Origin of the sequence: Streptomyces sp. RKND-216 (assembly GCF_004795255.1) — a bacterium.
GTDB classification, from domain to species: Bacteria; Actinomycetota; Actinomycetes; order Streptomycetales; family Streptomycetaceae; genus Streptomyces; species Streptomyces hazeniae.
Map to the genome: position 1 here is coordinate 4,635,757 of NZ_SSBQ01000002.1, position 16,840 is coordinate 4,652,596.

At 72.2% G+C, this 16,840-nt stretch carries 14 protein-coding genes; 5 read left to right on the forward strand and 9 right to left on the reverse strand.

Annotated features, from left to right (window positions below; genetic code table 11):
* Positions 1-6: 6 nt before the first annotated feature.
* From E4198_RS20250 to gmd, 3 genes are all read right to left on the reverse strand, one after another.
* The gene (locus E4198_RS20250) at positions 7-501 is read right to left on the reverse strand and encodes a hypothetical protein (RefSeq protein WP_136184404.1); all 495 of its coding nucleotides are present in this window, start codon (positions 499-501) and stop codon (positions 7-9) included.
* Positions 498-2,600 (reverse strand): DNRLRE domain-containing protein, encoded by a 2,103-nt coding sequence (locus E4198_RS20255; RefSeq protein WP_136184405.1) that lies wholly within the window; start codon positions 2,598-2,600, stop codon positions 498-500. The genes E4198_RS20250 and E4198_RS20255 overlap by 4 nt, the downstream gene beginning before the upstream one ends.
* Before the next feature lie 129 nt (positions 2,601-2,729).
* On the reverse strand, positions 2,730-3,743 hold the full coding sequence (gene gmd, locus E4198_RS20260; RefSeq protein WP_136184406.1) for a GDP-mannose 4,6-dehydratase: 1,014 nt from the start codon (positions 3,741-3,743) through the stop codon (positions 2,730-2,732).
* A 112-nt stretch (positions 3,744-3,855) separates the two neighbouring features.
* Between gmd and E4198_RS20265 the strand changes: the two genes are divergently transcribed.
* On the forward strand, positions 3,856-4,860 hold the full coding sequence (locus tag E4198_RS20265; RefSeq protein ID WP_136184407.1) for a GDP-L-fucose synthase: 1,005 nt from the start codon (positions 3,856-3,858) through the stop codon (positions 4,858-4,860).
* On the opposite strand, the gene E4198_RS20270 is transcribed toward E4198_RS20265, so the two are convergent.
* A complete protein-coding gene (locus E4198_RS20270; protein ID WP_348771314.1) occupies positions 4,857-6,263 on the reverse strand; it encodes a sugar transferase in 1,407 nt (468 codons plus the stop codon). The genes E4198_RS20265 and E4198_RS20270 overlap by 4 nt on opposite strands.
* Before the next feature lie 398 nt (positions 6,264-6,661).
* On the opposite strand from E4198_RS20270, the gene E4198_RS20275 reads away from it, so the two are divergent.
* A complete protein-coding gene (locus tag E4198_RS20275) occupies positions 6,662-8,245 on the forward strand; it encodes an FMN-binding glutamate synthase family protein (protein WP_136184409.1) in 1,584 nt (527 codons plus the stop codon).
* A gap of 80 nt (positions 8,246-8,325) precedes the next feature.
* On the opposite strand, the gene E4198_RS20280 is transcribed toward E4198_RS20275, so the two are convergent.
* Both E4198_RS20280 and E4198_RS20285 read right to left on the reverse strand, forming a co-directional pair.
* Complete coding sequence (locus tag E4198_RS20280; protein WP_136184410.1) at positions 8,326-8,577, reverse strand: DUF4190 domain-containing protein; 252 nt, start codon at positions 8,575-8,577, stop codon at positions 8,326-8,328.
* A gap of 85 nt (positions 8,578-8,662) precedes the next feature.
* Positions 8,663-9,847 carry a phospholipase D-like domain-containing protein gene (locus E4198_RS20285; protein WP_136184411.1) on the reverse strand — a complete coding sequence of 395 codons (1,185 nt, stop codon included), beginning with the start codon at positions 9,845-9,847 and terminating at the stop codon, positions 8,663-8,665.
* Between the two features lie 247 nt (positions 9,848-10,094).
* Here E4198_RS20285 and E4198_RS25595 point away from each other — a divergent pair, with 247 nt between their 5' ends.
* Positions 10,095-10,646: a TerD family protein gene (locus tag E4198_RS25595; RefSeq protein ID WP_247597770.1), complete on the forward strand. Its 552-nt coding sequence runs from the start codon at positions 10,095-10,097 to the stop codon at positions 10,644-10,646.
* 239 nt (positions 10,647-10,885) lie between these two features.
* Positions 10,886-13,081, forward strand: a complete 2,196-nt coding sequence (locus E4198_RS20295; RefSeq protein WP_136185513.1) for a UvrD-helicase domain-containing protein — start codon at positions 10,886-10,888, stop codon at positions 13,079-13,081.
* 129 nt (positions 13,082-13,210) lie between these two features.
* Here the strand turns inward: E4198_RS20295 and E4198_RS20300 are convergent, their stop codons facing one another.
* Both E4198_RS20300 and map read right to left on the reverse strand, forming a co-directional pair.
* Positions 13,211-13,885 (reverse strand): biliverdin-producing heme oxygenase, encoded by a 675-nt coding sequence (locus E4198_RS20300; RefSeq protein WP_136184413.1) that lies wholly within the window; start codon positions 13,883-13,885, stop codon positions 13,211-13,213.
* Between the two features lie 124 nt (positions 13,886-14,009).
* A complete protein-coding gene (gene map, locus E4198_RS20305; protein WP_136184414.1) occupies positions 14,010-14,867 on the reverse strand; it encodes a type I methionyl aminopeptidase in 858 nt (285 codons plus the stop codon).
* A 61-nt stretch (positions 14,868-14,928) separates the two neighbouring features.
* Here map and E4198_RS20310 point away from each other — a divergent pair, with 61 nt between their 5' ends.
* Entirely contained in the window at positions 14,929-15,177 is a 249-nt protein-coding gene (locus E4198_RS20310; protein WP_136184415.1) for a hypothetical protein, read from the forward strand.
* Between the two features lie 105 nt (positions 15,178-15,282).
* On the opposite strand, the gene E4198_RS20315 is transcribed toward E4198_RS20310, so the two are convergent.
* A complete protein-coding gene (locus E4198_RS20315) occupies positions 15,283-16,758 on the reverse strand; it encodes a SulP family inorganic anion transporter (RefSeq protein ID WP_136184416.1) in 1,476 nt (491 codons plus the stop codon).
* Between the last annotated feature and the right edge of the window lie 82 nt (positions 16,759-16,840).

The following is a 16,840-nucleotide window of genomic DNA, read 5'->3' on the forward strand; positions in this document are numbered from 1 at the left end:
CTCTCCTCAGTCGAGCAGGCCGGCGGCCTGGAGCAGGGGCTTGTGCTTCGGGCACAGGTGCAGGACGGCGTCCTTGGCGTCGGCGATCTCGCCGGACCGCAGCGCGCCGACCGCCGCCTTCCGGTCGACCTTCGCGGTGCGTCCGATGCGTTGGCAGGCGGCTTGCCCGGCCTCCAGCACGGCGGCCGGCTCGTAGCCCTCGGGTACCCGGTCGACCAGGTACTCCTTCTGTGTTTTCGTGAAGCTTCCGGTGGCCGGGGTCAGTTCCGCTTTCGGCACCGTCGGCTGCTCGGCGACCCCGCCCTTCTCCTCCTTGTCCGGGGCCGGCTCGGCGTCGCCCGGACCGGCCGCGGAGACGTCCGGGGACGGGCTCGCGGCCCCCGGCGCGATCCCGCCGTCCGGTGCGGGGTCCTCGCCGCTGCCGCATCCGGTTCCGGCGACCGCCACGGCGGCCGTCAGGACGACGGCCGCCGCGGCGGTCCGGAGGGTGCGGGCCCTCACGGCGCCTCGAAGGTGAGGCTGAGCTTCGGGCTGCGGTTCTCCCCGGCCTCGTGGGCCCACACCCACAGGCTGTCGGTGCCCGTGCTGGTCACCGCCACGTTCAGCGGGCCGTCGAGCGAGCCGGCCACCCCGTCCGGGTCGAGCGTGACCGGGTAGCCGGTCTGGAGCGCGGACGGGGCCTTCAGAGTGCCGAGCACCGTGCTTCCCAGCGAGGGTCTGGTCGACCACGTGGTGCCGCCCTCGGACCAGCTGCCCGTGACCGGCACGACGGTGTGGTCGTCCGCGGACGCGGCGTAGGAGTCGCCGCTGGTGGTGAGGGTGAGCGTGGCGCCGGTCAGCGTCATCCCGGCCGGAGCCTCGGGAAGGTCGAACCGCAGGTAGGACTGGTACGCGGAGGTGCCGCGCACAGCGAGCTGCTGGTGCCCGCCGTAGTTGGCGGACCCCGCGGAGCCGTTTACGTAGGTGTCGGCCTCGGCGGGAACCTCCAGGGTGATCTGCGAGGGAGTGCCCGGTGTCGTCACCGTGGCGCTCTGGGACGCCTGGCTGGTGTTGGCGCCGCCCGCGTCGCTCGCCGTGATCCGGTAGCTGTAGGTCGTGCCGCCGTCCACCTCGGTGTCGGTGAATCGGAGCGTCGGCCGGTCCCAGAACACCGAGTCTGCGGTCAGGGTGTGCACCGGTTCGCTGGAGCCGTTCCGGTAGACCTTGTAGGTCAGCGCGCTGTCGTCCTCGTCGATCGAGGCCCGCCAGCTCACCCGCACGCCGTCGGAGACGTTCGCCGCGCCGACCTCGTCGGGCACCGAGGGCGCGCCGGTGTCCGGTCCGGTCGCGAACCGGACGAGGCCCTGCTGGCGCATGTTGCCGTGGGTGACGATGCGGGTGAACTCGCCGCCGACCCACATGTAGTCGGTGCCGTCGCGGGCGGACACGACCATCGCGCGCGGACCGATCTGCTCGGTGCCGGACGGGCCGTCGTCGGTGTCGGGGAACCAGCTGAGCAGCGGAGTCGGGTCGTGCACCGACTCGGCCAGCAGGTGCTGGCGCTCGTGCAGTTCGGGGAACTGCCCCATGCTGCGGCAGTTGTGCGCGTGCGAGGCGCTGTAGAGCACCTCGTCGTGCACCACGACGTCCTGTGTGGCGCCGAGGCAGGTGTCGCGCCAGCGCTGGCCGAAGTCGTCCAGGTCGAGCGCGATGCGGCCGTCGAAGACGCCGCCGCCGGTGCCCTCGTTGGCGGTGTAGACGCCGGTGGCGTCGGTGGTGAGGCCCTTGACGACCGAGTTGTCGTCGATGAAGCCCCCACCGTACCGCCGGGTCAGTGCGCCGCTGTCGGCATCGACGACGGCGAGGGCGTGCGAATAGCGGTTGCGGACGTAGAAGAAGTCGCCGCCGATGACGACGTTCTCGCCGTCGGGTGTGACCTCCAGCGCGCGTCCCACCCCGCTGTCGGCCTGCGGGTTCCAGGGTTTGAGCGCACCGTCCGTGCCGACGGCTGCGAAGTAGCCGCGGCTGTTGTTCTCCACCGAGGTGAAGTCGCCGCCGAGGTAGACGGTGTCCTCCGTGACGCCCAGCGCCCGTACGGTGGCGGACACCCCGACCTTGAAGCCGGTACGGACCGAGCAGTCGTCCAGGTTCACCGCGGCGAGGTTGCTGACCGAGGTGCCGTTCACGGCCCCGAACCTGCCGCCGGCGTACAGCGTCGATCCGTCTGGGGAGACGGCGAGCGCCCGCACGGTCGCCGTGCCGCTGCCGACGGTGAACGACAGGTCGCAGCCCTGGACCGGGTCGCCGGTCGCGGCGTTGAGCGCGACGAAGTTGAGCGCCTCCGTCTCGTCGGTGCCCGGCGCCGCGCCCGGCGGGCGGACGGCGGAGAAGGTGCCGCCCGCGTAGACCACGCCGTCCGCCTGGGCGAGTGCCCAGACCACGCCGTTGGTCTGCCACGTCGGCAGGTCGTCGGCGGTGAAGGCGACCGGTGGGGTGACGGCCTCCGCCTCCGGGGCGCCGGTGACCTGTGCGCCCGTCCAGGACGCCGCGGTCAGCGCCAGTACCGCGGCGAGTGCGCCGGCTCTGCGCCGGCGACCCCCGGTCTTGCTCGTACTGCCCATCGCTTGCACCTCGTTCTCACGGTTCCGGGTGGCCCCGGTGGTTCTGTGTTCAAGTGGTTCCGGTGGTACTGCCGGTGCCGGGCGGCACCGGTGGTCTGCGAGGGCCCGCGAGGGGCCCGTGGTGCGGGGTCAGCGATCGATGCGGACCGTCTCGCCGGAGAGCTCCGCCTCCAGCGCGCCGATGTCGGCCTCGACCATCACGCGGGCCAGCTCCGGCCAGCGCACCCGCGGCTTCCAGCCCAGTACCTTCTCGGCCTTGGAGGCATCGCCGATCAGCGCGTCCACCTCGGTCGGCCGTTCGTACTTGGCGTCGAAGCGCACGTACTCCTCCCAGTCCATGCCGGCCGCGCCGAACGCGGCCCCGAGGAAGTCGCGCACCGAGGCCGCATCGCCGGTGGCGACGACGTAGTCGTCGGGGGTGTCGTGCTGGAGCATCCGCCACATCGCCTCGACGTACTCCGGGGCGTAGCCCCAGTCGCGCACGGCGTCGAGGTTGCCCAGGAACAGTTCCTTCTGGAGCCCCGCACGGATGCGGGCCACCGCGCGGGTGATCTTCCGGGTCACGAAGGTCTCACCGCGGCGCGGCGACTCGTGGTTGAACAGGATGCCGTTCACCGCGAAGAGGTCATATGCCTCGCGGTAGTTGACGGTCGACCAGTAGCCGAAGACCTTCGCGCAGCCGTACGGGCTGCGCGGGTGGAAGGGGGTGCCCTCGTTCTGCGGCGGGGGAGCGGACCCGAACATCTCGGAGGAGGACGCCTGGTAGATGCGGGTGTCGATGCCGCTGGCACGGATGGACTCCAGCAGCCGCACGGTGCCCATGCCGGTGACGTCACCGGTGTACAGCGGGGCGTCGAAGGAGACGCGCACGTGCGACTGGGCGCCGAGGTTGTACACCTCGTCGGGCCGCAGGTCGCGCAGCAGGTTCACCAGCGCGACGCCGTCGGTCAGGTCCGCGTGGTGCAGTATCAGCCGCCGCTCGGCCTCGTGCGGGTCCTGGTAGAAGTGGTCCAGCCGCGCGGTGTTGAAGGACGAGGAGCGGCGCAGCAGCCCGTGCACCGTGTAGCCCTTCGACAGCAGCAGCTCCGCCAGGTACGAGCCGTCCTGGCCGGTGACCCCCGTGATGAGTGCGCTCTTGGTCATCGACAACCCCCTGGTCGTTCAAAGAACATGACAAGTGTGACAATGTGGTCTCATGCAGGATGATTGCGTGTAAACACCGCGTGGTCGGTCAGCCACTGGCAGAATCCGGTTCATGACGCCTTCGATACCGCTGCTGCCTGCCCCCGCCCGGATCTTCGTCGCCGGGCACCGCGGCCTGGTCGGCTCCGCCGTCGCCCGCCGCCTCGCCGCCGAGGGTCACGAGGTGCTCACCCGTGACCGCACGGAACTGGACCTGCGCGACGCCGAACGGACGGAGCGCCACCTGCGCGACATCCGGCCGGACGCGGTCGTCCTGGCCGCGGCGAAGGTCGGCGGCATCATGGCGAACCAGCGGCAGCCGGTGCCCTTCCTGGAGGACAACCTGCGCATCCAGCTCAGCGTCGTCGCCGGTGCGCACGCCGCCGGGGTGCCCCGGCTGCTGTTCCTCGGCTCGTCCTGCATCTACCCCAAGCACGCGCCGCAGCCCATCTCCGAGGACGCACTGCTGACCGGTCCGCTGGAGCCGACCAACGAGCCCTACGCCCTCGCCAAGATCACCGGTATCACGCAGATCCGCGGCTACCGCCGCCAGTTCGGGGCGTCGTACATCTCGGCGATGCCCACCAACCTGTACGGGCCGGGCGACAACTTCGACCTGGAGACCTCGCACGTGCTGCCCGCGCTGATCCGTCGCTTCCACGAGGCGCGGGCCGAGGGCCGGGACGAGGTGGTGCTGTGGGGCAGCGGCACCCCGCGGCGCGAGTTCCTGCACGTCGACGACCTGGCGGCGGCCTGCTCGCTGCTGTTGCGGACCTACGACGACGACGCGCCGGTCAACGTCGGCTGCGGGGAGGACCTGACGATCCGCGAACTCGCCGAGACCGTCCGGGACGTCGTCGGCTTCGAGGGCCGCATCGCCTTCGACACCTCCCGCCCCGACGGCACGCCGCGCAAGCTGCTCGACGTGTCCCGGCTGCGGGCGCTGGGCTTCACGCCGAAGATCCCGCTGGCCGACGGCATCCGGGACACCTACCGTTGGTGGCTCGACCGCCTCGGCCGGGCGGAGGAGACGGACCGCCCGGCCTTCCTCGTCCAGCTGCCACTCCGCCACGCCTAGTACGCTCCGCGTCCGTCGACGACGGCGCGGAACGTACGGGCCAGTACGTCCAGATCCGTGGTCAGCGACCAGTTGTCGGCGTAGCGCAGGTCCAGGGCCAGGCTCTCGTCCCAGGACAGGTCCGAGCGCCCGCCGACCTGCCAGGGGCCGGTCATCCCGGGCTTCACCCCGAGCCGTCGCAACTCCACCGCGTCGTACGCCGCCACCTCCTCCGGCAGCGGTGGCCGGGGGCCGACCAGCGACATCTCGCCGCGCAGCACGTTCACCAGCTGCGGCAACTCGTCCAGCGAGGTGCGGCGCAGCACCCGGCCCGTGCGGGTGATGCGCGGGTCGCGGCGGATCTTGAACGTGGGGCCGTCCTGCTCGTCGGCAGCGGCCAGCGTCAGCCGGAGCCGGTCGGCGTCGACGACCATCGAGCGGAACTTCCACATCGTGAACGGCGCTCCGTCGTACCCGATCCGGGTCTGCCGGTAGAGCACGGGCCCCGGCGAGTCCAGCCGCACGGCGGCAGCCGTCAGTGCGAACAGTGGGGCCAGCACCAGCAGTCCGAGCGCGGCGCCGACCCGGTCCAGCGCGCTCTTCAGCGCCAGCTGGGGGCCGCGCCGCACGGGCGGCGCCACGTGCAGCAGGTTCAGTCCGGCCACGGTGGCGAGCCGTACGCGGCGCAGTGCCACCTCGGTCAGCCCGGACGCGACGACCAGCGGGAGACCCGCGTCCTGCACGGACCAGGACAGCCGTCGCAGCCGGTCGCCGGTCAGCGCCGTACCCGGTACCACCAGGACCAGCTCGGCGCGGTGGCGGCGGGCGGCCGCCAGCACGGTCGTGCCGTCGTCCGGCACCTGTGCCGGGTCCTGCGCCAGCGGCGCGGCCCCCTCCGGCAGCCGTCCGGCCTGGGGCACGCCGCTGCGCAGGGCCGTCGGGCCGCCCGCGCCCACGGTCACCGCACCGATCACCACGTAGGCGTGGTCGGTGCCGGCGGCGAGCTGTTCCACCACCCGGTCCACGGGCCCGGCCTCGCCGACGACCAGCGCCCGGCGCACCGCGTGCGCCTCCCGCCGCTCGGCCTTCAGGTGGCGGTGGGTGACTGCCCGGCACAGGCTGGTCAGCAACGGGGCCGGGGCCAGGGCGAGCAACGCCACGCCGGGTGTCGAGTCCTCCGTGGTGAACACGCGCAGCACGGCCAGCAGTCCGAGCAGGGTCAGCCAGTCGTGCAGGGTGGACAGGAAGCCCCGGGACTCGCCCAGCGACTCCTGCCCGTAGCGCCGGTACACGGCCTGCACGCCCACCCACACCGCGGCCGCGGTGAAGGCGGTGGCGAAGGGGTGCGGCTGACCGGTGGCACCGAACACGAAGAGGACCGGCAGCGCGGTCCCCATGACGTCCGTCGCCAGGGCGGTCGGCACGTACCACGGTGCCTTCTGCCGCTCCCGGCTCCGCATGGCTCTTCGGCGCCCGGCCCGAAGCACGGCCGAACCCGTCACGGGCCGTCCGCCTCCGGACAGACCCACGGCGTCACGCTGCATGAACCCCCCACCCTGGAACCGAAACTGCAGGGCGAGCCGCCCACTCCCCAGGAGGCGGCCCGCCGATACGGCACAACGGCAGAGACCTTAAGTCATATCAGCGCCGTTTCTCCGGCGTTCGCTTCATTTTCTCGTTCATGTCCGAAATCGCGCGGCTCTGTTCGCGGTTGCCGTTCGCCTCCTCGTTCGAGGACCTTCGCCGTGATCCGCACGGATATCGGGCCCCCGGCGCGCCCGGCACGGCGAGTACGGCCGGGGGACTCGGGCACAGGGAACCCATGCTCAGATTCGTCCTGGCCGGACTGCTCGTCCTCGTCGCCGTCACGTCGGCCGTGCTGGCCGGCGTGGTCTCACCGTGGTGGTGGCTGCCCGCCGCGCCGCTGTCGGTCCTGGCCGCCACCGCCGTCCACGACCTCGCGCAGACCAGGCACTCGGTGTTGCGGAACTACCCGGTGGTGGGGCACCTGCGGTTCCTGATGGAGAGCATCCGTCCCGAGATCCAGCAGTATTTCATCGAGCACGACTACAACGGCCGCCCGTTCGACCGCGACGTCCGCAGCCTCGTGTACCAGCGGGCCAAGGGCACGTCCGCCGAGGACCCCTTCGGCACCGAACTGGCGATGTACGAGGACGGCCACGAGTACCTCGTACCGTCCATGGCGCCGTGCCCGGTCCCGCAGACCCCGCCCACCGTGCGCGTCGGAGGTCCCGGCTGCACCAGGCCGTACGACATGTCCTTGCTCAACGTCTCGGCGATGAGCTTCGGCTCGCTGTCCGGCAACGCAGTCCGGGCGCTGAACAAGGGCGCCGCGGCGGGCGGGTTCGCCCACGACACCGGCGAGGGCGCCCTCTCGGAACACCACCTGGCGCACGGCGGCGACCTGATCTGGGAGGTGGGCACCGGCTACTTCGGCTGCCGGACCGCCAACGGGGACTTCGACCCGGAGCAGTTCCGCGAGAAAGCCGCGCTGGACGCCGTGCGGTGTGTGCTGCTCAAGGTCTCCCAGGGTGCGAAGCCCGGCATCGGGGGCGTGCTACCCGGGGAGAAGGTCAATGCCGAGATCGCCCGCGTCCGCGGCGTCCCCGAGGGCGAGACGGTCGTCTCCCCGCCGTACCACCGGGTGTACGCCACGCCCCGTGAACTGGTGCGCTTCCTCGGGCGGATGCGCGAACTGGCCGGCGGGAAGCCCACCGGGTTCAAGCTGTGCGTCGGCTCGCGGCGCGAGTTCCTGGCCGTGTGCAAGGCCATGACCGAGGAGAACGTCACTCCCGACTTCATCGTGGTGGACGGCGCAGAAGGAGGCACCGGCGCGGCGCCTCCGGAGTTCGCCGACCACATCGGCTACCCGCTCACCGAAGGGCTGTTGATCGTGCACAACGCGCTCGTCGGAGCCGGCCTCCGGGACCGCGTCCGGATCGGCGCCTCCGGCAAGGTCGCCACCGGCGCGGACATCGTCAAGCGCCTGATCCAGGGAGCCGACTACACGAACGCGGCCCGCGCCATGATGTTCGCCGTCGGCTGCATCCAGGCGCAGCGCTGCCACGCCAACACCTGCCCGGTGGGCGTCGCCACCCAGGACCCCAGGCGCGCCCGCGCGCTGCACATTCCGGACAAGGCCGCACGCGTGCACCGCTTCCACCGCGCGACCGTGCACAGCGCGCAGCGCATCATGGCGTCCATGGGCGTCGCCGACCCGCGCGACCTGCGCCCCGACATGCTGCACCGGCGCGTGGACCCGGTGACCATCACGTCGAGCGCTCAGCTGTACCCGCGCCTCGCCCCGGGTGAGCTGCTGGAGAGTCCGCCGGAGGCGTGGGCCGCCGACTGGAAGGCCGCGGACCCGGACCGCTTCCACCCCTGAACGGCGTAACGCCGGTCCGGCCGCCCAGGGGGTCGCGGCCGGACCGGCGTGTTCGGGGGGTTGTGTGCCGGGTGGGGCGGCTACCAGGTGAAGCCGCTGGAGCTGAGGACGGCGATCGCGACGATCGCGACGACGATGTCCACGACGCCGAGGACGATCGCGGCCTTGGCCATGCCCGACGCCGCCTTGCGGTGCGCCACGAGGCCGAGGATCAGGGCGACCGGCCCCAGGATCAGACTGCCGAAGAACACCCCGACGATGCCGCACACCAGGCCGCCGATGGCCAGGCCCCTGCCGTCCGAAGCGGACGTCTTCGCGCTGAACCCCGCCATGTTCCCTCCCCTTCCGCGGCTTTCGCTCGCTGTCATCTCTCCTGTGCCCCTGAACCGGTCGACTACTCCCGCGATCACCCGGGCTTCAGAGGAACCGGTGCAGCGGTCGTACGGCGGCCTCCTTGAGCCGCTGGTGGACCGGACGCCGCAGCCAGCGGGTGTGCTGCATGAGGGTGCTCACCGCGAGGTCGTCCTCGAAGTGCCGGTCGAGTTCGGCGGTCAGTTCGCGGTCGAGGACGGTGAGCATGACCTCCTCGTCGTGGTCGAGGGAGCGCCGGTTGAAGTTGGTCGAGCCGATCAGCGACGCGAATCCGTCGACGGTGACGGTCTTGGCGTGCATCATCGTGGGCTGGTACTGCCAGATCCGCACCCCGCAGCCGAGCAGCGCCTCGTAGTGCTGCTGGCCGGCCAGCAGGCAGACTCGCTTGTCCGTGTGCGGGCCCGGCAGGAGGATGTCCACTTCGACGCCGCGCCGGGACGCGCCGCACAGCAGGTCGACGAAGACCGCGTCAGGAGCGAAGTAGGCCGTGGACAGCCGGATGCGCTCCTCCGCCGACTCCAGCACCACCCGCATCAGCGTCTGCATGTCCTGCCAGCCGAAGCTCGCCGACCCGCGGACCACCTGCACGACGGCGTCGCCCTCCGACTCCTGGTCGAGGAAGCGGTCCCGGGAGTCGAACAGCTCGTCGTGCGCCTCGGCCCAGTTCTGGGCGAACGCCGCGGCGATGCCGTCGACGGCCGGCCCCCGTATCTCCGCGTGGGTGTCGCGCCATTCCGTCGCGTCCCGGGCGTCGCCGCACCACTCCTCCGCGATGCCCACGCCGCCGGTGAAGGCCACCCGCTCGTCGACGACCAGCACCTTGCGGTGGCAGCGGTGGTTCTGCTTGAGCGGGGAGATCCACAGCGGCTTCCGGAACCACACGACCTCGACCCCGGCCCGCCGCATCCGCGCCAGTTGGTCCTTCTCGATGGGTCTGCTGCCGAACCCGTCGAGCAGCAGGCGCACCCGGACGCCATTCCGCGCCCGGTCCGCGAGCGCTTCGGCGAAGCGACGGGCGACGTCGCCCTTCCAGTAGACAAACGTCATCATGTCGACCGTGTGCCGGGCGGATCCGATCGCCTCCAGCATGGCCGGGAAGATGCGGTCGCCGTTGAGCAGCGGCCGGACCGAGTTGCCCTCCGTGGCGGCGATGCCGATGAGCCGTTCCAGCCGCCGCCGAAGGCGCTGCTGCCGTTGTTGCACGCTCGTCTCCGGCTCGGTGGTGGTCACGGGCGTCTCCTGGTCGCTGGTTCGGGGCTGCTGGACGTGGCGGCACGCGGAGGCACCGCACACGCGTTCGTGTGCCCCGCGCGTCGCAGTGAATGCAGAGCAGGCGCTGTGGTCCGCGTCGCACCGGACACCGGGCCGGGCCTCGCGGAGATCGGCTGATACGGCGTCACCTCGGCCCGCCCGTCCCCCGTACAGTGGATGCCGAGGCGGGAACCGCCCGCCCGTACTGCTCGGGGGAAGGTGTGCGGTGAGCGAATCCAGCAGCGGAACAGATGTGTCCGGCAGCGGACTGAACAAGGGACTCGGCACGGTCGAGGTGCGGTTGCGGTGGGATCCGAGCCCGATGGGGGAGGCGGACAACGACCTCGACCTAGTCGCCGCCGTCTACGACGCGGACGGCGGGACGGCGTACCTCGTCCACTTCGACAGCCGTTCACCAGACGGCACCATCACCCTCACCCGCGACAGCCACACCGGGCAGGGCTTCGGCACCGACGAGGCCATGAAGCTGGAATTCGACCGGATGGCGGAGGCGTACACGCGCGTCGTGGTGGGCGTCGTCATACAGCAGAACGACGGCCGCAAGCCGTTCAGCGCCGTCCAGAACGCCGAAGTCGCGATCTTCCGGGGCTACGACGAACTCGCCGTGCACGACCTGGGGACCCTCGGCGGGAACACCGCCGCGACCGTCGCCGAATTCGTCCGGCCGGGGGGTGAGAGCGGCTGGGAATTCCGCCACCGGCTGCGCGGATTCGACGCCGGTCCCGACGACTTTCCGGGAGTCATGGGCAAGGTCTGACCGCTTCCTCGCTCCGGCGCCGCTTCGTCGGAACCACGGAACGCCCAGAAAGGACAAGGGCCCTCGCTTGAGGCGAGGGCCCTTTCCCGCGTATATTGAGTGGTTCTGTCATCACAACAGAAAAGGCCCGCAAAGGGCCTTGTAAAACACACTTTAGCGCGCGAGGAGTGGCATTGTCAAACGGGGCACCGGCACACGGGGAGAACCAGGCGGACGCGGAACTCCCCGCGGACGCGGAACTGCGAAAAGAACAGCGATTCGTCGCCGGCCTGTACGACCGCGTCGACGCCCTGCGGGGCCGGGCCGAGTCGACCGTGCGGCACTCCCTCGGGGACACCGGCACCGGGCAGCAGGCCCGGCTGGAACGCGACATCACCGTCCACGAGCAGTCCCACCTGCTGGCCGCCCTCGACGCGGTCGACTCCGGCCTGTGCTTCGGCCGCATCGATCTCCGCGACGGCGGCCACCACCACATCGGCCGGGTCGGCGTCCGCGAGGACGACGCCGACCGGACCCCCGTCCTCATCGACTGGCGCGCGCCCGTCGCGCGCCCGTTCTACCTCGCCACCGGCCACGCCCCCATGGGCCTGCGCCGTCGCCGGCACCTGGCCACCTCCGGCCGCGAGGTCACCGCACTCCACGACGAGATCCTCGACCTCGACGACACCGAGCGCACCGGCCTCGAGTCGCACGACGCCGACGCCGTGCTGCTCGCGGCGCTCGACGCCGCACGCACCGGACGCATGCACGACATCGTGCAGACCATCCAGGCCGAGCAGGACCGGATCATCCGCGCCCCGCACCGCGGGGTCCGCGTCGTCGAGGGCGGGCCCGGCACCGGCAAGACCGCCGTCGCCCTGCACCGGGCCGCCTACCTGCTCTACGAGTACCGCGAACTGCTGGCCCGCCGCGCCGTGCTGATCGTCGGCCCCAACCCGGCCTTCCTCGGTTACATCGGCGAGGTGCTGCCCTCGCTGGGCGAGACCGGTGTGCTGCTGTCGACCGTGGGCGAACTGTTCCCCGGCGTCACGGCGACCGGAACCGACACCGAGGAGGCCGCCGAGGTCAAGGGACGTGCCGGGACCGCCGAGGTGATCGCTCGCGCCGTACGCGACCGGCAGGCGCTTCCCGACCCGGTCCTGGAGATCGACCACGACGGCGACGTCCTCGTCCTCGACCGCGAGACGGTACGCGCCACCCGCGACAAGGCGCGCGCCACCGGACTCCCGCACAACGTCGCCCGCGAGCACTTCGAGGGCCACCTCCTCAACGCCCTCACCGACCAGCGCGCCGGGCGGCTCGGCGCCGACCCCTTTGGCGGGCCCAACCTGCTGGACCCGAGCGACGTCTCGCAGATCCGCAGCGAACTCGACGACGACCCGGCCGTGCACGCCGCCATCGACGCGCTGTGGCCCTCGCTCACCCCGCAGCGCCTGGTGGCGGAGCTGCTCGCCGACCCCGAGGGCCACTTCTCCGAGGCCGACGCCCGCGCCGTACGTCGGCCGCTGACGGCCGCCTGGACACCGGCCGACGTGCCACTGCTGGACGAGGCCGCCGAACTGCTGGGCGAGGACGACCGCGCGGCGCAGACTGCGGCGGCCGCCGAACGGCGCCGGCAGGTCGCCTACGCCCAGGGCGTCCTGGATGTCGCCTACGCCTCCCGGACCTACGAGTTCGAGGACCTCGACGCCGAGGACTCCGAGGTACTCGGCGTGCAGGACGTGCTGGACGCCGAGACGATGGCCGAACGCCAGGAGGAGGCCGACCACCGCACCGCCGCGGAACGCGCCGCGGCCGACCGCACCTGGGCGTTCGGGCACATCGTCGTCGACGAGGCGCAGGAGCTGTCGCCGATGGCCTGGCGGTTGCTGATGCGGCGCTGCCCGACCCGGTCCTTCACGCTCGTCGGCGACCCGGCGCAGAGCTCCACCGGGACCCGTGGCTGGCGGGAGGCGCTCGAGCCCTACGTCGGAGACCGCTGGGAACACATCCGGCTGGGCGTCAACTACCGCACCCCGGCCGAGATCATGGACTATGCGGCGGAGCAGCGGCGCGCGGACCACCCGGACTTCGAACCGCCGCGCTCGGTGCGCTCCACCGGGGTGCCGCCGTGGGAACGGACGGTCGCGGAGGACGCGCTGCCCGGAGCTGTCGCACAAGCGGTCGCCGCGCAGACACCGGCCGACGAGGGACGCCTCGCCGTGGTGGCGCCGCGCGACCGGCACGCCGCACTGGCGGCGGTGCTGCCGGAGGCGACGCACGGCGACCAGCTCGACCTGACGCGGAGGGTCGTGCTGCTGGACGCGCGGCAGGCGAAGGGGCTGGAGTTCGACACCGTGCTGGTCGTCGAGCCGGACCGCTTCGCGGCCAACGACCGCTACGTGGCGCTCACCCGCGCCACGCAGCGCCTCGGCGTGATCCGCGTCCGCGGCTGACCGACGGCCGGGCCGGGGGAGCCTCCCCGGGCCCCGCCGGACGGAACGACTGTGCGGACGGTCAGCCGGTGCTGTGGCCGGGAAGGTGTGCCAGGCGTCGCGAGCCGGTGAAACTCTCCGGTCACAGCACTATGCGGCGTGGGCGTGGGCGTGGAGGTCGGCGAAGACCGCGGTGTTCAGCGCGAACGCGCGCCGGCACTCGTCCACGATCCGCTGCTTCTCCAAGTCGTCCGCCGGGATCGCGTCCAGCCGCTCCCGGTAACCCCGCTTGAACTCGGCCGGGTTGCCCAGGTCCTCGAAGACGTAGAACCGCACGCCGTCGCCCTTGCGCGCCAGCCCCCAGTTGCGCTCCGCGCGGCCGCGGATCACCTGCCCGCCGGACAGGTCGCCGAGGTAGCGCGTGTAGTGGTGCGCCACGTAACCGCCGGGCCAGGTGCGTCCGACCTCGGCGACGCGTTCCGCGTACGCCGCCGTCGCCGGTAGCGGCCGCGCCCGCTCCCACCAGCCCGTACAGCCGTGCAGGTGGTCCAGGTCGCGGACCAGGGCGTCGCGACGGAACAGCGCCGGGTCGACGAACGGCCCGGCCACCGGGTCGTCGGCCAGGCCCGCCGCCTCCGCCTCCAGCGCCCCGTAGACGAACCACAGCTGCTCGGTGTAGAGGCGGTAGGCCGCGACGCCGAGGTGCCCGCCGAGCAGGTCGGCCATGAAGCCGGAGTTCTCCGCCTCGGTGTGCTGCTCCTGCGACGCGGTGCGGATCAGCGTGGAGAAGGGGGTGGCGCCGGACGTGAGGTCGGTCGCGGCCATGGGCGGGGCCTCCGGGTCTCCGGGACGGGGGGCTCCGCCGCCGGGGCCTCACCCGGGCGGCGGTTTCCCGACATGCTGTCGGAAAGTGTCGAGGTCACCCCTTCCCCGGCAGGCCGCGTGCCAATCACGGCAGCGTCAGGATGTCCGCGCCCGTGTCGGTGACCACCAGGGTGTGCTCGAACTGCGCGGTCCGCCTGCGGTCCTTGGTGACCACGGTCCAGCCGTCCTCCCACATGTCCCACTCGTACGTGCCGAGCGTGAGCATCGGCTCGATGGTGAAGGTCATGCCGGGCTTCATCACGGTCGTGGCCCGCTCGTCGTCGTAGTGCGGGATGATCAGACCGCTGTGGAACGAGGTGTTGATGCCGTGGCCGGTGAAGTCGCGGACGACGCCATAGCCGAAGCGGCGTGCGTAGGACTCGATGACCCGGCCGATGATGTTGATCTGCCGGCCCGGCCGGACGGCCTTGATCGCGCGGTTCAGCGCCTCGCGAGTCCGTTCCACCAGCAGGCGGGACTCCTCGTCCACGTCGCCCACCAGGTACGTCGCGTTGTTGTCGCCGTGCACGCCGCCGATGAACGCCGTCACGTCGAGGTTCACGATGTCGCCGTCGCGGAGCACGGTGGAGTCCGGGATGCCGTGGCAGATCACCTCGTTGACCGAGGTGCACAGCGACTTCGGGAACTTCCGGTAGCCCAGCGTCGAGGGGTAGGCGCCGTGGTCGCACATGTAGGTGTGCGCGATCTCGTCCAGGGTGTCGGTGGTCACCCCGGGAGCGATGTGCCGGGCCGCTTCCTCCATGGCCCGGGCGGCGATGCCGCCGGCGGTGCGCATCCGCTCGATCGTCTCGGCGTCCTGCACCTCGGGGCCGGTGTACGGCGCGGGCGAGGGCTTGCCCACGTACTCGGGGCGCGGAATGGAGGAGGGCACGGCCCGCTGCGGGGAGAGCGTGCCGGGAGCGAGGAGCTGCTGGCCAGACATGTGCGCGAGTCTAACCAGCCCGCTCGTGGCTGACCGCCGGGGACTGGGGCAGCATGACTGCATGGCACTCTTCAAGAAGAAGTCCGCGGGCCGTCCCGGCGAGTGGTTCTACTGCCTGGAGCACCGCAAGGTCGAGGAGGGCCCGGAATGCCCGGGCAAGGACCGCATGGGGCCGTACGCCAGCCGCGAGGAGGCCGCGCACGCGATGGAGACGGCCGCGGAACGCAATGTGAAGTGGGAGAACGACCCCCGCTGGAGCGACCGCTCGGCGGCGGGGGGTGACGCGGGGCCGGACGGAGCCGACTCCTGACGGACCGGCGTACCCGGCGCTCCCGGGCGGCGGAACGCCGGGAGCGCCGGAGCGCCGGGAAGTCCCGGCCGTCCGCGGGGAAGGGCCCCGCGGGCGGCCCGTGCCTCAGGGGGTCGGGGTCAGCCGCACCGGTGGGACGCCCTCCTCGTGGTGCCGCTCGGCCCAGCCTGTGAGCGCGGCCCGGCTCGCCTGGTCCAAGTGCCGTACGCCCGACAGGTCCAGTTCCAGCGGGCGGTCGCTCGGCAGCGCCTCCAGGGCGGCCAGCAGGCGGGGCAGCCGCAGGAAGGTGGCGTTGCCGGTCAGCGCGACCCGCACGGGGCCGGGCGCGGCGTCGTCGACCTCGAGGTGGGTGTGGGACGTCTCCCAGGCGGACTTCAGGACCGCCAGGGCCAGGCCGACCAGCACGCCCTCGAACATGCCCACCCCCACGATCGCGAGCGCGGTCGCCGTGAGCACGACGGCCTCGCCCCGGTGCTCGCGCCACAGCGGCACCAGACGCCGCAGCGGCAGCAGCTTGCAGCCCGCGTGCACCAGGACGCCCGCCAGCGCCGCGACCGGGATGATGCTCAGCGCGGCCGGGAACAGCACCGCGAACAGCAGCAGCCACACGCCGTGCAGCACCCGCGAGGCCCTGGTGCGCGCACCCGCGTGGACGTTGGTCGCGCTGCGCACGATGACCGCCGTCATGGGCAGAGCCCCGAGCAGACCGCACACGGTGTTGCCGGCGCCCTGCGCCATCAACTCCTTGTCGAAGTCGGTACGCGGGCCGTCGTGCAGCCGGTCCACGGCGGCGGCGCTGAACAGGCTCTCGGCGGAGGCGATCAGCGTGAAGGCGAGAACGGTCCCGATCATCCCGGCGTCCACCACCGATCCCAGACCGGTGAGGTCGGGAGGCTGTACGGCGTCCAGCAGGCCGCTGACCTCGACGGTCGCGATGCCGAGCCCGAAGGTGGTCGTGATGACGGTGGCCAGGGCGACGGCGGCGAGCGCGCCGGGAACCTTCCGGACACGGCTGGGGAGGCGCTGCCAGAGCAGCATCAGCGCGACGGTGCCGGTGCCGACGGCGAACGCGGTCAGGGCGGGCGCCGAGCCGAGGATGTCGGCGGCGAGGCCGGGCAGCCCGGCGATCTTGGCGAGGCCCGAGGCGGGCGCCTCGAGGTCGGCCATGGTGTAGAGCTGGCCGGCGATGATCACCAGTCCGATGCCGGCCAGCATGCCCTCGATCACCGCCACCGAGATGGCGCGGAACCAGCGTCCGAGGCGGAGCGCGCCGAGGGCGACCTGGAGCAGGCCGGCGGCGAGCACCAGCAGGCCGAGGGCGGCCAGGCCGTACGCGCCCACCGCCTCGTACACCAGGACGGCGAGCCCGGCGGCCGGGCCGCTGACCTGGAGGCTGCTCCCCGGCAGCAGCCCGGTGAGCAGCCCGCCGACGATGCCGGTGACCAGGCCGAGCTCGGCCGGTACACCCGAGGCCACAGCGATGCCGACGCAGAGCGGCACGGCGACGAGGAAGACGACGAGGGAAGAGGGGAGATCCGTGCGCAGGGTGCGCCGGGTGGAGGAGAGGAGGGTGGCGCTCATGGGGCCTTTCCGGTGCTGGCGTGTCGACGTGGGGGGCGGCCGGGGTGCGGCGCGCGGCACGGGTCGCACCGGCGGCGTCGCG